12 protein-coding genes are annotated in these 14545 nt (G+C 72.5%); 6 read left to right on the forward strand and 6 right to left on the reverse strand.

Going from position 1 to position 14545, the window contains the following annotated elements; translation table 11 throughout:
• Positions 1-19: 19 nt before the first annotated feature.
• Positions 20-1030, reverse strand: coding sequence for a nucleotidyl transferase AbiEii/AbiGii toxin family protein (locus tag OG948_RS50150; protein WP_331771737.1), 1011 nt, complete (start codon positions 1028-1030; stop codon positions 20-22).
• Positions 1031-1288: 258 nt separating this feature from the next.
• Between OG948_RS50150 and OG948_RS50155 the strand changes: the two genes are divergently transcribed.
• Genes OG948_RS50155 through OG948_RS50175 form a run of 5 tightly spaced genes read left to right on the forward strand, consistent with a single transcriptional unit; the run spans position 1289 to position 8581 of the window.
• Positions 1289-1804, forward strand: a complete 516-nt coding sequence (locus tag OG948_RS50155; protein ID WP_331771738.1) for a hypothetical protein — start codon at positions 1289-1291, stop codon at positions 1802-1804.
• Positions 1774-3192, forward strand: a complete 1419-nt coding sequence (locus OG948_RS50160) for a hypothetical protein (protein ID WP_331771739.1) — start codon at positions 1774-1776, stop codon at positions 3190-3192. The genes OG948_RS50155 and OG948_RS50160 overlap by 31 nt, the downstream gene beginning before the upstream one ends.
• Positions 3189-4622 (forward strand): VWA domain-containing protein, encoded by a 1434-nt coding sequence (locus OG948_RS50165; RefSeq protein WP_331771740.1) that lies wholly within the window; start codon positions 3189-3191, stop codon positions 4620-4622. Before OG948_RS50160 ends, OG948_RS50165 begins: the two co-directional genes overlap by 4 nt.
• 12 nt (positions 4623-4634) lie before the next feature.
• Positions 4635-5747, forward strand: a complete 1113-nt coding sequence (locus tag OG948_RS50170) for an AAA family ATPase (RefSeq protein ID WP_331771741.1) — start codon at positions 4635-4637, stop codon at positions 5745-5747.
• Positions 5744-8581, forward strand: coding sequence for a hypothetical protein (locus OG948_RS50175; protein ID WP_331771742.1), 2838 nt, complete (start codon positions 5744-5746; stop codon positions 8579-8581). The genes OG948_RS50170 and OG948_RS50175 overlap by 4 nt, the downstream gene beginning before the upstream one ends.
• 64 nt (positions 8582-8645) lie before the next feature.
• Here the strand turns inward: OG948_RS50175 and OG948_RS50180 are convergent, their stop codons facing one another.
• From OG948_RS50180 to OG948_RS50200, 5 genes are all read right to left on the reverse strand, one after another.
• On the reverse strand, positions 8646-10544 hold the full coding sequence (locus OG948_RS50180; RefSeq protein WP_331771743.1) for a hypothetical protein: 1899 nt from the start codon (positions 10542-10544) through the stop codon (positions 8646-8648).
• A 5-nt stretch (positions 10545-10549) separates the two neighbouring features.
• On the reverse strand, positions 10550-11578 hold the full coding sequence (locus OG948_RS50185; RefSeq protein WP_331771744.1) for a CU044_5270 family protein: 1029 nt from the start codon (positions 11576-11578) through the stop codon (positions 10550-10552).
• Positions 11575-12204, reverse strand: a complete 630-nt coding sequence (locus OG948_RS50190; protein WP_331771745.1) for an RNA polymerase sigma factor — start codon at positions 12202-12204, stop codon at positions 11575-11577. The genes OG948_RS50185 and OG948_RS50190 overlap by 4 nt, the downstream gene beginning before the upstream one ends.
• A gap of 156 nt (positions 12205-12360) precedes the next feature.
• Complete coding sequence (locus OG948_RS50195) at positions 12361-12861, reverse strand: hypothetical protein (RefSeq protein ID WP_331771746.1); 501 nt, start codon at positions 12859-12861, stop codon at positions 12361-12363.
• Positions 12862-12973: 112 nt separating this feature from the next.
• A complete protein-coding gene (locus OG948_RS50200) occupies positions 12974-13567 on the reverse strand; it encodes a helix-turn-helix domain-containing protein (protein WP_406300698.1) in 594 nt (197 codons plus the stop codon).
• A gap of 48 nt (positions 13568-13615) precedes the next feature.
• On the opposite strand from OG948_RS50200, the gene OG948_RS50205 reads away from it, so the two are divergent.
• Entirely contained in the window at positions 13616-14527 is a 912-nt protein-coding gene (locus OG948_RS50205; RefSeq protein WP_331771748.1) for a class I SAM-dependent methyltransferase, read from the forward strand.
• Positions 14528-14545 lie beyond the last annotated feature (18 nt).

Genomic DNA, 14545 nt, shown 5'->3' on the forward strand with positions numbered 1-14545 from the left:
CCCGACCCTCGGCGGACTCTCAAACGGTCGTGCCTTCGAGCCTCGCGAACACCCCCGCGAGAGCGACGTCGAGGCGACGGAGCCACTCCCGCGCACTGCCGCGCACGCAAGGGTGCTCCGCGCGAAACGCCGCCCAGTCGGCCTCCGCGACCTCGACCGCGTGCGACCCGAACCCGCTACTCGCGGTCGTGGTACGCAACGTGTGGGTGCGCAGCACCTGTCGCAGGAGCGGTACGGAGAGCGCGGTGCGGGTGTCCTCGGCCAGGAGCACGGCATCGTGGAGGTCCTTGCCGCGAGAACCGTGGCCGTCGGCGCCGTCGGCGTACAGCCACAACAGCTTCCAGGCCAGGGACAACTCCCGACTCGCCGTGCGCACCAGAGTCGGCGCGGCACCGTCCGCGCGCGGCACCAGGGTCCACACCGGAGGTCGGTGGAGCGTTTCGTCGAAGGCGAAGTCCAACTGCGCCGCACCGGAGCCCAGTCCCTTCGCGCGCCACGGGACCAGGACGCGGATCCCGCCGGACTCGGATCCGTCATAGGCGTACGACCAAGTGCTGTCGCGGTGCACGCCGCTCGCATCCAGGGCGATTCCCGGTGCCGCCATCGGTCGGCTCCGCACCCGGTCGACCAGGTCGTCGTAGTCGGGGACGAGTTCCGGCGGATCCGGGGCCGGGTCCCAGCGCAGCCCGTCCGGGGGAACCCTCGGCCGCAGTCCGCGCATCTCGAACTCTTCCTCACCGTCCGTCCAGATCTCGTACCCGGCCGCGCCGTCCGCCGCCTCCGGCCACTGCTGGACCACCTCGGTGCGCGCCACGAAGGGGTACGGATCCAACGCATCCACTCGGGCGGGCGGCGCCGTCACCACGACGAAGTCCAAGTCGGCCGGCTCACGCGCCCGGTCGCCCACCCACGCGGGCATCACCATGCTGCCGCGCAGGACCAGGCTTTCGCTCCACGGGGCGTCCGCGATCAGGCTCAGCAGGTGGTCCAGGACGGCACGCCGGGCCACGCTCTTCCGGTTTGCCCGCACGGCTCCTCCGTTCACCGTCGTCCCGACCTCGACAGACCGCCGAGACGTGCACGGCCGAGGCCGGGAGGCCCTGCCTACCACGCTCCTCGGACACCGGCGCGCGGCCCCGGCAGGCCTTCGGACCGGACGAGGAACCGTCCGCGCCGCCGACGCGCGGCCACCGGGCCGGCGACGTGCCTGTCGGAGATCGTTAGTACCTTCATCCCCGTCCCGCCGATCCTCTCGGCGCGGAATCCCCCTCGGTGTAAAGGAGATGGTGTGTCCTCAGCCACGGAAGTATGGGAGGGCGCGAGCGCGGCCCGGGTGATACCACCCGCCCGGCCGCGCAGGCTCGCCAAGGTCCCGTTCGTCGAACTGGCCGACGGACGCCTGCAGGGCGTGGTGTCCAGCGGCTCGGACATCGGACGTGTCTACGTCTCGTCGATCGCGGCCGGCACGTACGCCTTCGCGTGCAGTACCAACAACAACCGGGCGTGCGGAGGCGCCCGGGGCTCGTTCTGCAAGCACATCGAGGCACTGGTCGTCGAGTCGGTGGTGCAGTACGGCGCCGAGCGCGTGGCCCGCTACCTGCGGGTCGAGCCGGCGAACGGCAAGCCGAACGTACAGAGCATCCTGGCCGACATGCGGGTCACCCGCCCGGCGCAGGCCGCCGCCACGGCCGCCGCACCCGTCTTCAGCCGGTTCCTGCGCCACCTGACCTACCTCGAACTCGCCGCGACCACAACACCGTTGCCGGAGATGCAGTGGTTCCCGCCGACCCGGGCGGTGGCCTGATGCGCGTCGACCTGCTCGCCGAACCCATCGCCGGGCTCGACGAGGCGCTCGCGGTCGTCGAGGCCTTCGACCGCACCCTCGTCGGCGGCCTGCTGCGACCGCAGCCCGCCCACGCCGGCGCGCTGACCGAACTGGCCGCCGCCGTCGCCGGGACACCGCTGGCCTCCCGGGTCGCCGAAGCGGCCGAGAAGGCGCTCGCCGGCGCCGCGAGCGAGGACCACCTCGTCGCCCTCGCCGCCGCCCGCGCCGCGCTGCTCGGAGCGATCCACGACGCGCTCACCACCCGCGTCGACGAGGCGACCGGCCGCACCCGTACCCGGGACGCCGAGGCGGTGCCGGACCAGGAGGTCGCGGTCAACCTGCTCGCCGCCGCCCGCGCCTGGCTCGCCGATCTCGCTCGCGCGGGTTGGCAGGGCATCGACCACGACCTGGTCTCCGGGTCGGCCCAGGTCGTCTTCGCGATGCTCCCGGACCCGTCGCTGCGCCGCCTGGCCACGCTCCTGGACGGCTTCGCCGCCGAACTGGCCGCCTCCTGCCCGGGCGCGGCCCTGGAGCGCTTCCCGGTGCGCCGCTGGGCCGATCTGTGGGCCCGCGCGATGTTGCTGACCGTGCCCGGCGCCGCCGCCGCGCCCGCGACCGACACCGCCACCGGCCGACTGCTGCCGCTGGGCGTCGACCTGCACGAGCACGCGACCGCCGCGCAGGCCCAGGTACACGCGGTGTTCGAGCCCGCCGACGGCGGCCCCGCACGCCTGGTGCGGGCGAGCGTCTCGGTTCCCAAGCCGGACACGGTCGTGGGAGTCGGCGTGTGGCAACTGCTGCGCCCGCACCTGTCCCTGTTGGCGGTCGCCGGCGAAGGCCGCACGATGCACCTGGAGAACATGCCGATCACCGTCGACGGCGACCTGATCTGGGCCGACGAGCACGCCCGCGCCGGCGAACCCGCCGACGCCTTCGCCACCGCCCGGGTCGCCCTGCCCACCGCCGAAGCCGCGGCGGGCGCGCCGCCGGCCAGGCATCCGGCGGGCATCGCGATCCCGGTGTTCCTGGAGAACTACACCGTCGACCGCGACGCGGAGGCACTGGCGTTGGCCCTCGCGGGGCACCGCCTCGCCGTCGACGTCGACCGCATCCCGACGGCCGGCCCACTCACCCCCGAGGCGGTCGCCACGTCCAGTGCGTGCATCGGACTGCTGCGCTGGGACGCCGGCGGCTTCCGCGTGCAACCGCTCGCCGTGGAGACCACGATCAAGAAGAAGACCTCGGTCGTGCACGCCGGGGCCTGGGCCGGCGGCACCGACGACAAGTCGGCGGCCAAGGCCGAGAAGGCGGCCACCGAGGCCGTGGCGGTGCTGCGCGAGCGCGCCGGAAAGCTGCTGCGCACATGAGCGAGCCGCGGACCGAACCCACCCCCGCACCGGATCCGGACGAGAACCGCCGCCAAGTCCTGTACTGGCGACTGCTGGCGCGTCTGTTCGACCACGAGGAGCAGGCTTCGCTGGAATCGGCGAGCCTGGCCGTCGTCGAGGACATCGGCCTGCCGAGCGCGCTGCTGGACCCGCAGGCGTCCGTGGACGCCATCGTGCAGTGCCACCCGGACCTGGCCGCCGAGTTCGAGGGCCTGATGGTGCCCGAGCCCGACGAGGACGGGCGCGATCGCGCCGCCGAGGTGCGGCGCGCGGCGCTGGTGTCCAAGGTGCTGCTCAACGTGCTGGGCACCGGATCCGGCACGGTCAGCGCCGAGCAACTCTTCCGCTGGCAGTCCGACGCGGGTTGGCTGGAGCGCGCGTTGGGCTGCAAGCCCGGCGAGTTGCGCGGCGGTCGACCCGGCGCGGGCGCGGGCACCGGCGGCGCGGGTGCCGGTCGCGGTGTGTCCCCGACCGGGACCGGCGGCCGGAGCGGCACCCCCGACCTCGGCAACCTGATCCCCACGATCGGCCCCGAACTCGCGGACATCGAAGCGGACCTGGTCAAGCGCATGCACCTGCGCGAGGTGCTCGCCGACCCCGCGCTCGCGGCCCGACTGACCCCCAGCATGTCGCTGATCGAGCAGTTGCTCCGGGACAAGGACAACCTGTCCGGTGTCGCTCTGGCCAGCGCCAAGGACCTGATCCGGCGCTTCGTCGACGAGGTCGCCGAGGTGCTGCGCACGCAGGTCGCCAAGGCGAGCGTCGGGACCCTGGACCGCTCGATCCCGCCCAAGCGGGTGTTCCGCAACCTCGACATCGACCGCACGATCTGGAAGAACCTCACCAACTGGAGCCCGGAGGAGGAACGGCTCTACGTCGACCGACTCTTCTACCGGCACACCGTCCGCAAGACCACGCCCACCCGCCTGATCGTGGTCGTGGACCAGTCCGGCTCGATGGTCGACTCGATGGTCAACTGCACCATCCTGGCCTCCATCTTCGCCGGACTGCCCAAGGTGGACGTGCACCTGATCGCGTACGACACACGCGCGGTCGACCTGACGCCGTGGGTGCACGACCCCTTCGAGACGCTGCTGCGCACCCAACTCGGCGGCGGCACCGACGGCACGGTGGCCATGGCGCTGGCCCAACCCAAGATCGCCGAACCGCGCAACACCGTGGTCGTGTGGATCTCCGACTTCTACGAATGGCACACCGATCGACTGTTCGAGAGCATGGCCGCCGTGCACCGCTCCGGGGCCAAGTTCATCCCGGTCGGCTCGGTGACCAGCTCCGGCCGCGGCAGCGTGAACCCCTGGTTCCGCGAGCGCTTCAAGGACCTGGGCACACCGGTGATCTCCGGCCACATCCGCAAGCTCGTCCACGAACTCAAGACCTTCCTCGCCTAGAAAGGCCCCGAAATGTCCGACCTGTTGCGCGCCCCCGTCGAACTCAAGTACGCCGAGGAACTGGACTGGCTCGAGTCGATCGACGACGGCCCCAAGCCCTTCAGTTGGCGGCTGTCCCCCAAGATGGTCCGCCTGTTCGTGCTGGGCTCCGAGCGCTCCGACGGCCTGGATCGCGAGATCGCACAGAAGTGGTTCGGGGACCGCTCCATCGTGGAGCGAGCCATCGTCACCCTGGCCTCCGACCGAGGTCTGCTGCTGATCGGCGACCCCGGCACCGGCAAGAGCTGGCTGGCCGAACTGCTGGCCGCCGCGATCTGCCGCAACTCCACCCTGGTCGTCCAGGGCACGGCGGGCACCACCGAGGACCACATCAAGTACTCGTGGAACGTGTCCATGGTGATCGCCAAGGGCCAGTCCCGGGAATCGATGATCCCCTCCCCGATCATGACCGCGATGGAGACCGGTGCGATCGGCCGCTTCGAGGAACTGACCCGCTCCACCAGCGACGTGCAGGACGCGCTCATCTCCATCCTGTCGGAGAAGTACGTCTCCGTTCCCGAACTCGACAGCGACAGCATCGTCTTCGCCAAGCCAGGCTTCTCCATCATCGCCACCGCCAACAGCCGTGACCGGGGCGTCAACGACCTTTCCTCCGCGCTCAAGCGCCGGTTCAACTTCGTGCGCATCCCGGTGGTGACCAACAAGAAGAGCGAGGCGGAGATCGTCCGCTTCCGCACCGAGGAACTGCTGCGCCGGCACCGGATCGAACTGGACGTGCCGCCCACGCTGCTGGACGTGCTGCTCCAGAGCTTCGCCGACCTGCGCGCGGCCGCGGCCGCGGCCGGCAGCGACGACGAGAAGCTGGAGTCGTCGTTGTCCACCGCCGAACAGATCGGCGTCCTGGAGGACGCCATCCTGCACAGCAACTTCTTCGGCGAGCGCGCGCTGACCGCGCATACCCTCGCCTCCTCGCTCGTCGGCTCGCTGGCCCGGCGCGAGCCGGAGGACCTGGCCATCATGAACAAGTACCTGCACGGCGTCGTCGAGCCGCGCGGGAAGGAAGAGGGCGGGCTCTGGCCGGAGTTCCTGGAGGGCGGTCGCCACGCGATCGCCGGCCTGTCATGAGCGGCACGAACGAGGGCGCGTTCGACGCCCTGCGCGGCCAACTCGAGGAAGCCGCCGCGACGTTCGCCGACGGGCCGGACGCGCTCAAGGACATCCTGCTGGGCATCGTCGACGACGTGGACCGCGCGGTGCGCGAACCACTGGAGATCTTCCCGGTCTGCCACCACTCGCCCGCCTCGGCGATCGCCATGGCGCGCCGGCTGCGCGAGAAGCGGCCGAAGGTGGTGTACCTGGAACTGTGCGAGGACATGGCGCCGCTGCTGACCGAGCTGCGCAACTGCACCCTCCCGGTCGCGGTGCAGTCCTTCGCCGCCGAGATCGAGGGCTTCCCGGCCGAGTGGGCACCCCTGTCGGTGGTCGCGCCGATCACCGAGGCGTCCGCCGAATACCAGGCGATCGCCTACACGTTGGACACCCCCGGCACCGAACTGGTCCTGGTCGACCGCTCCTCGGACCACGTGTTCCAGTGGGAACCGCGCGGCACCAAGTCCGCCGAACCGGCCGACCCGGACGCGGCGCCGGCCGACGAGGAGAGCGCGCTGCACGGCGACGCCGTCGGCCTGGAGATCGGTGACCTGCGCCCGCGCTTCGCCGAACTGGAGGAGCACCTGCTGCGCCACGGCCGGGTGCGGCACTGGTCGGAATGGTGGCACCAGTACGTCGAACTGCCGCTCGGCGACTGCGACCACGACACCTACCGGCAGGTGATGCTGCTGATCGGCAGCCTGTTCCGGCGGCTGGCCCCCGGTGATCCGCAACGGGTGCGGGTGGACGAGGACCGCGAGCGCTACATGTGGACCCGGACCCGCGAACACCTCGCCGCGACCGGCACCGATCCGGCGGACTGCCTCTACGTCTGCGGGGCGTTCCACGCGGCCTCGCGGGTCGCCGAGTTCGGTGTGCACGGCGCCGACACGTTCGAGATCACCCCGCGCACCGCGACCACGTGGCAGCACGGCCTGATCCCGTCCAGCCACGCCGCGATCGAGGCGCAGTTCGGCCTCGCGGCAGGATCCGTGTCGATCGCCGCGACGGTGTGGGCGAAGAACCTCTCGCGCACCGGCGTGACACCGTTCCGGCTCACCGGACAGGCGGGCGCGAAGAAGACCGCGAAGCCCAAGAAGAGCGCCGCACGGGCGACCGCGTCGACGGCGGTCGTCCCGGCGGCCTCCGGGCCGAGCGATCCGCTCCCGGCGGCCGACCGGCTGACCGGCTTCCTCGGTCGGCCGCCCGTGCTGGACCGCCTGGACGAGGCCGAACTGCTCGGCTGGTCGGTGGACGTGGTCCGCGCCGCACGGCGCAACGGGTACCTCGCCTCGACCGCCGACGCCATCTCGGTGTTCGAGACCTCGATCCTGCTCGCCGGCATGCGTGACCGGGCCAAGCCCACGCCGTACGACTTCCAGGACGCGGCGGTCACCTGCATCGAGAAGGACACCGTGCCGGGCCGCCGCGACGTGCGCCGCATCGTCGAGATCATGATGGGCGGCGACCGGATCGGCAAGGTCGGCTACGACGCGCTGCCGCCGCTGGCCCGCGACGTGCACGACCGGCTCGCACCGCTGCAACTGAACCTGGAACAGCGGGGCGTACGCCGGGCGTTGCTGGACATCGCGGCCCGGCCGGAACTGGAGCGGTGCGCCGATGTGTTGTGGATGCTCCGCTACCTGATGCCACCCGGCGCGGCCCGCCCGATCATGGGCGAACGCCGACTCGGCGAACGAGCGATCCAGGAGTCGTGGGACCTGTCGCTGGGCACCCATCAGCGCGCCCTGATCGAACTCGGCTACGAGGGCGTCAGCATCGAACAGGTGCTGGAGCAGCGGCTGCGCCGGACGGCGTACGGCCCGCACGCGACCGCGGCGACCGTCCTGGAGGCGGTCGAGGACGCCACGCTGTACCTGCGCGGCCGGCGCCTGGCCGACGAGTTGGGCACCCGCGCGCTGGAGGTCCTGGCGACCGAACGCAGCGTCGACGGGGCACCGGAAGTATTGCGCCGGGTACGGCGGTTGCTCGCCTACTACCGGACCAGCGAACCGGTGCTCCCGGCGTGGATCGAGTCGTTCGTCAAGACCGGGTACGCGCACTACTGCACCCTGTTGCCGACCGCGTTCACCGACGAGGACGCCGGCGTGCGTCAGGTCGCGGCGATGCTGGGCTTCCTGTTCAGCATGGAGACCCTGGCGCTGTCGCTGGGCTGTGACCGCACCCAACTGGAGCTGGCGGTCGGGCAGTCGCACCCCGAGGAGCCCGCGAAGGTGGCACTGCTGTGGGCGGCGCAGGTGCAGTTGGGCGTGCTCTCGCGCGCGGACCTGCGCGCGCGATGCGACGACATGCTCGACAACCCGATGGTGCTGCCCGCCTATCCGCACTACCTCAGTGGCTTCGTGCACGCGCTGGAGCCGGTGCCCGGGCTGACCGACTTCGTGGTGGAGGCGGTGTCGAACGCCTTTGCCCGACTGCCCGACCCGCTGCTGCTCCCGTGGTTGCCGACGCTGATCGGTACGTTGCGATCCGGCGGCGCCGAGTCGGCGCCGCTGCTGATCCGCGAGGCGGGACGGATCTTCCCGGGTCGGCTGCGGGCACTGGACGAGTGGGTGCCGCCGTGGCTGGCGCCATCGGTGCCGCCGGCCCGGTCCTCGGCGCGGCGGCCGGGCGGCGCCGGTGGCCTCGCGCTGCTCACGGCGCACCCCGCCACGTGCGACGCGGTGGCACGGTTGCTGGGCTGCGACGATCCGTGGGAGACAGCGGAACCGGGGTCGCCGGGTGTGGTGTTGGTCGGCCGTCACCCGGACACGGCGACGGCCCTGGCGGTGCTGCTGGACGGCTCGTGAACCCGGCCCGGGCGGCGGCGCGCGCTGCGAAGTCGCCGCCCGGGTCCGCCGTCGGAGAGCGGACTCAGCGGGTGCAGAACTTGCGTTCGGCGGCCTTGGGGTCGGGTGGGATGGTCAGCGCGGCGCGGTCGAAGGATCCGGTGAGGTTGCGCAGGAAGCGGCCGGGCGACATGGGCTCGGTGCTCGATCGCAGCAGTTCCTTCAGGTCACCACAGTCCAGCGCCGCCCGGGCCGCGCGGATGTCCTCGATCGGGACCACGTGCGCGGGGATCCGGGCCCATCCGGCGGGGTCGACGTACAGGGCGATGTTCCAGGCGAGCGGGAGGAGTTTCTCGTGCCCGGCGGCGACGTGCTCGGTCTGTTCGATGTGCGCGCCCACCGTGTTGCCCAGGCCCCACACGTCGACCACGATCCCGCGCAGCGGGGTGACCACGCCACCGACACCCAGCCGCCCCATGATCACCCCCTCCCTCGCCGGCAGGTCGGCGCGCAGGGGCAGCGGCGGCAACGCGGCGGCGTCGGCGAGGTAGTTGCCGTCCGGCACGAGCATGCGCCTGCTGTCGGCGTCCATCCGGAACAGTTCCGCACGCAGCCCCGGCAGCGTCGCGCTGTGCGCGTGCGACGTGGTGGGGTTGGGGGTGCGGGTCCAATTCACGTACACCATACGTTCGTTCCAGGTCTGGTACACACCGGCCCGGGGACCGTCCGTGGTCACCAGACCGGAACGCAGAGCGAAGCCGCACCACGTGGCCCAGACCGGGACCAGGACGACCAGGGCGCCCACGCGCCGGTCGACGGGAACCAGCAGGATCGGCAGCAAGGCGAGCATCAGCACCGGCAACCACATCCGCCCGTGCATGAAGTCCCCGCCGACCCGGAGCACATACAGGCCCTGCACCGCCGCGGCCACGACCGGCGCCGCGCCGAGGATCCAGGTGCGCCGCTCGCGCGGGCCGCGCCGGACCAAGAGCGCCGCGACGAGCAACAGCATCAGCACGGCCGGAATCCACAGTCGGTAGGGATCGGCGAAGTCGACGAGGTAGTCGAAACCGCGCCCCCACAACTGCCGGGTCGCGCTCTTGGTGACGGCGGGCATCGGGTAGGGCAGGCCGTAATAGCCCATCCGGAAGACCTGGTACAGGCCGGGCAACAGACCCGCGCACACGAATACCGCGAGCGTGGTCCGCCGGGGCAGCCGTGCCGCCATCGCCATGGCGGCCAGGAACACGAGCGAGGTCGCCGCCAGTTCGGGGCGGACCAGCGGACCGAGTCCGAACACCACCGCGATCCCCGCGAGACGCCCGGTCGTCGTGGCGTTCGGGCCGCAGGTGACGAGCAACCGCCAGGACAGCCCGATCCAGGCCGTCGCCAGTCCGGTTTCCAGTCCCGACGTGGCGAAGTCCCAGACCGGGGGCAGCGCGACGAGCACCAGCGCACCGGCCGGGACCAGGTACCGCCCGGTCTCGGCGCGCAGGAACCGGCGGGTGCCCGCGAGGGCGAGCCAGATCCCGGCGATCGACAACACGAGCCCGGCGTACACGGCGGTCCGGGCCGGGTCGCCCGGCGTGAGCAGGGCCGGCAGCGCCAGTAGCCACTGCCACAGGGTGCCCGTCGAGGTCTCCACCCGCTCGCCGGGGTTGTACACGGGACCGTTGCCGGCCGCGATCTCCCGGGCCGCGCGCACGTAGATCAGACCGTCGTCGGTGATCCACCGACGGTGCCACCCCATCACCGCCACCACCAGCAGGGGCAGGGCGATGGCGAGTCGGTCCGCGATCCGGAGCCGGCGCCCGGTATGCGCGGGCGGGTCCTCGCGCGCGGGCTCGGTCGGCACGGCGGCGGCCCGGGCGGTGTCGGACGGATGGATGGGCATGGTGGCGCGGTTCATGTCGTCCTTGCGTTCCGGTGCGGTGGGCGGGGCGGCCGGCGGGGCGGTGTCGCGCCCGCCGAGGGTGCGGGCCATGCCGCTTACGGTCGCCGGTGGGAAGTGGTCGAGGGTGAGCGCGAGTCGGCGACCTCGGCCACCGGGTCGCCGGGCATGGTGTCGACTATGTCGCGCTTCAGCACGGTCGTTTCCCACATCACCGTTCCGTTCGGGTGATTTTCGCCGGGCGCCGCGAGCACGCCCCGCGTGCCCAGGAAGATCCGGCTGCCCCGTTCGAAGACCAGTTCCCCGCGTATGTTGGTGACCGGATCGGTACGGTTCAGCCCGATCCCACGGCGGCCGCGTCCGTCCACCGCGTCGGCGACGGCCACCACGCCCGGCGTGCGGGCCGCCACCTCGTACAGCGCCTCGGCGATTCCCGGTGGCAGCACACCTTGGTCGAGGATGTTCCGGATCTCGTCGAAGACGGCCTGATCCGGATCGACCTTGCCGCCGCCGGGCCACGCGTCGCGCCCGCGAAGCGCCGCCGACACCGCCTCCGGGGTCGCGGGCAGCGCGGCCAACTCCGCGTAGTTCCACCGCATCGGCGGATCGTTGAGGACCAACCCGGAGACGGGGGACCCGGGTTCGTCCAGGAACCACCGCCGACCGTCCTGGGCGAACCACTCCTTGCGGGCATGCGGCGGGATCTGCACCGGAACCCCGTCGACGCCGGACCACGAGGACGTTTCGAGTTCGACGTACAGGACCTGCCCGGGTCGTGGCACCGCGGACGCGTCGGGCGCGGCGGCGGCGCTGTGCGCGGGTCCCCGGGTCGTGGGGTCCGGCGCCGCGACCAGGACCACGGCGGCGGCCACGGCGCCGACCGCGACCATGGCGCCGATCGGTGCCAACAGCCGCCGGGCACGTCGGCGGGGCGCGGCCGTGCGCGCGGCGTCGGCGGTGATCTCGCGCATCAGGTGTTCCTCGAGCAGCCGTTGCCGAGCAGGCGTCGGCCGGGCATCCGCGGCCAGGGCACGCTCGGTCGGGTCGCCACCCGGTCGGGCGCGGTCGCTCGACACGGACTCGCCGGACATGGTGGGTTCTTCGGGCGCGGGTACGTCGTACTTCATCGGGTCGGCTCCCGGAGGATCGTCGGAACGGGCGCGGGACGTGCGGCGATGGCGACGCGGGGGAGGAACGGGGCCCGCACGGACCGCAGTTCCTCGTCGGCCAAGGCGCGCAACCGGACCCGGGCCCGGGACAGGCGGGAGCGTACGGTCCCCACCGGCAGGCCCAACGCGTGCGCGGCCTCGGCGTAGGTCAGCTCCGAACACACGCACAACAGGAAGACCTCGCGGTCGGTGCGCCGGAGCCGGCCCAGCGCGGCACGCGCGGCGGCCAGTCGTTCGCCGTCGTCGATGCGGGTGACGACCGCGTCGGCGATGTCGGGAACGACCGTATGCGCGGGCGACCTTGCCATCGCGTGCCGATGTCTTCGCGCGGCTCGACTACGGTTGCGCAGCACGTTGATCGCGATGCCCATCAACCAGGGACGCGGGGTCTCGCCCTCGTCCCGCAAGCGCTCACGCAGCCGCCACGCCTCCAGGAACGTGAGCGAGACGACGTCCTCGGACGCCGTCCAGTCCCCGGTGACGCGGTAGGCGTGCGCGTACACCACCCGGTGGTGGTCCTGGTACAACTCGCGAAAGGCGACCGGGTCGCCGGCGCGGATCGCCGCGTGTGTCGAATGGTTCACATGCCGAGTTGTCCGCGCGAAGGGTCGGGTTCCCGTGATCCGGATCACGGTACAGCCACGGTGCGGGCCGGCGTCGGTCGGCGCCGGCGCGCGCTCGCGGGCTCCGGGGCGTGCGGGAGATCGGAGTCGGCGGCCCGCGCCGCGCCGCCCGGGGTTTCACTCCGCGTGTCGAGGTCCGGGGGCCGACGGGTGGGCGGGCCGGTCGGCGTGCTCCAGGGCGTCGTCGATCGCGTCGGCCAGGACGTGCAGTTGGGCCGCCCAGTCGGCGCGGGACATCGCCTCGGGAGCGATCCGGGCGCAGCCGGCCGCGGTGATGACGGCGACGGTCTCGGCGGCGGTCAGCGGGACGGCGCCGACCACGGGGCCGGCCGGGCTCGCGTAGGGATCCAGGTACAGGAGCAGGTCGGCGTCGACGTCGGGGCGGGGCGGCCGGTCCGGCCCGGGGCCGGTGGGCTCGCCGACGTGCAGGCTGCGCAGGACGTGCTCGATCGCGCCGGCGAGTGCCCACGCGGGGCCGCCCGGGCGACCGTGCGCGCACAGCCACGCGCCGGCCCGCTCGCCGGCGGCGGTGACCCGCTCCAGGGCGGCGTGCTGCTCGGGCGAGATGCGGGCGTCGGTGATGGGGGAGTCGCCGGGCGGTGGCGCGTGGTTGCTCATGCCCGGTGAACGAGCGACCACGCGACAGGTCGCTGTGCTGCCGGCGGGCGGGTGGGATCCGGCGGCGGACGGCGCCCGGTGGCCGGGACGCCGAGGTGTCGCGCGGTCGGTGTCAGGGTTTCGGCGTGTGGCCGGCGGACGGCAGGTGGGTGCGTTCCCCGTTGTGGTCGAGGATGATCAGCAGTTCGACGGGACCGCCGTGCGCGCCGATGGAATGCGGCGTCATGGTGGAGAACTCGGCCGCGTTGCCGGCCTGGATCATGATGGTGCGCTCGCCCAGTTGCAGCAGGGCCGTGCCGGACAGGACGGTGAACCACTCGCGGCCCGGATGCACCTTGAGGTGTTCGGTTCCGGTCGGCCGGTCGGGGGTGATCCGCAGCTTGGCCACGGTGACCCCGTGCAGCGAGCGTTCGTTGGACAACAGCCAACTGGTCATGCCCTGGGTGTGACACGGCTCGGGGCGGATCACCACGTCCTCGTCGTCCGCGGATTCGACGAGTTGGTCGAGCGTGGTGTCCAGCGCGCGGGCGATGCCCACCAATTGGTCCAGGGCGATCCGGCGGTGCCCGGTCTCGATCCGGCTCAGGTTGGACGGGCTCAGGTGGCAGCGGGCGGCGAGAGCGTCCAGCGACCAGCCACGGGCCAGTCGCAGACCGCGAATGCGGTGGCGGACGATGTTGTCCAGGCCTACTTCTTCTTGCGCCATAGGCAAGAGTATATGTGCCATGCGCATGAATCTGCCTATCGTGAGGCCATGGAAACGCACTCGGATCGGCACGGCCATCACCCGCACCACGAGCACCACCGGCAGCAGGACCGGCACCGGCACGACCACGAGCACGGCCACGGCGACGGGCCCACGGGGCACGACGAGTCGGCGTCGGCGGACATGCTGGACCTGGACGCCGAGATGCTCGGGTCGCTGCTCGACGAGATGACCGACTGGGTCGGGCGCCACGGCCCCGACGCACCGAAGCGGGTCGCCGACGTGGGTGCCGGCACCGGTACCGGGACCCTGGCGCTGGCCCGGCGATTCGAGGCGGCCGAGATCGTCGCGATCGACCGGTCGCCCGCGCTGCGCGACCGCCTGCGCGCGGCGGCACAGGGCGCGGGACTCGCGGATCGGCTGCGCGTCGTGTCGGCCGACCTGGACGTCGCCTGGCCGTCCGTCGACGCCGTCGACGTCGCGTGGGCGGCCTCCTCGATGCACCACGTCGCCGACCCGGACCGGGTGCTCCGCGACATCCACGGCGCGTTGAACCCCGGCGGCGTGCTGGCCGTCGTCGAGATGGACGCGCTGCCGCGTTTCCTGCCGGACGACATCGGCGTCGGCCGCCCGGGGCTGGAGACCCGCTGCCACGAGGCGGCGGCGCGAGCGGGCTGGAACGCGCACCCCGATTGGCGGCCACACCTGGAACGGGCCGGTTTCGAGCCGGTCGCGCAGCGCACCTTCACCGTCGAGGCGAGCCCGGCGCCGCCCGCCGCGCGGCGGTACGCGCGGCGCCAGTTCGGCGCCTTCCGGGTCGCCGTCGAGGGCCGGTTGGCCGCCGACGACCTGGACGTGCTCGACCTCCTGTTGGCGGACGACCACCCCGACGCGCTCGCGAACCGCCGCGATCTGACGCTACGGAGCAGCCGCACGGTCTGGGCGGCCCGCCGCCCCTGAGCCCGATCCGGGCGCCGA

It is taken from the genome of Embleya sp. NBC_00888 (assembly GCF_045207655.1).
GTDB lineage: Bacteria > Actinomycetota > Actinomycetes > Streptomycetales > Streptomycetaceae > Embleya.

Bases quoted from the DNA above. Each gene is read 5' to 3' on its own strand.
- OG948_RS50185 (WP_331771744.1), bottom strand. From the start codon at position 11,578: ATGAAGTACGACGTACCCGCGCCCGAAGAACCCACCATGTCCGGCGAG.
- OG948_RS50205 (WP_331771748.1), top strand. From the start codon at position 13,616: ATGGAAACGCACTCGGATCGGCACGGCCATCACCCGCACCACGAGCAC.
- OG948_RS50200 (WP_406300698.1), bottom strand. From the start codon at position 13,567: ATGGCGCAAGAAGAAGTAGGCCTGGACAACATCGTCCGCCACCGCATT.
- OG948_RS50180 (WP_331771743.1), bottom strand. From the start codon at position 10,544: ATGGCCCGCACCCTCGGCGGGCGCGACACCGCCCCGCCGGCCGCCCCG.
- OG948_RS50165 (WP_331771740.1), top strand. From the start codon at position 3,189: ATGAGCGAGCCGCGGACCGAACCCACCCCCGCACCGGATCCGGACGAG.
- OG948_RS50195 (WP_331771746.1), bottom strand. From the start codon at position 12,861: ATGAGCAACCACGCGCCACCGCCCGGCGACTCCCCCATCACCGACGCC.
- OG948_RS50175 (WP_331771742.1), top strand. From the start codon at position 5,744: ATGAGCGGCACGAACGAGGGCGCGTTCGACGCCCTGCGCGGCCAACTC.
- OG948_RS50170 (WP_331771741.1), top strand. From the start codon at position 4,635: ATGTCCGACCTGTTGCGCGCCCCCGTCGAACTCAAGTACGCCGAGGAA.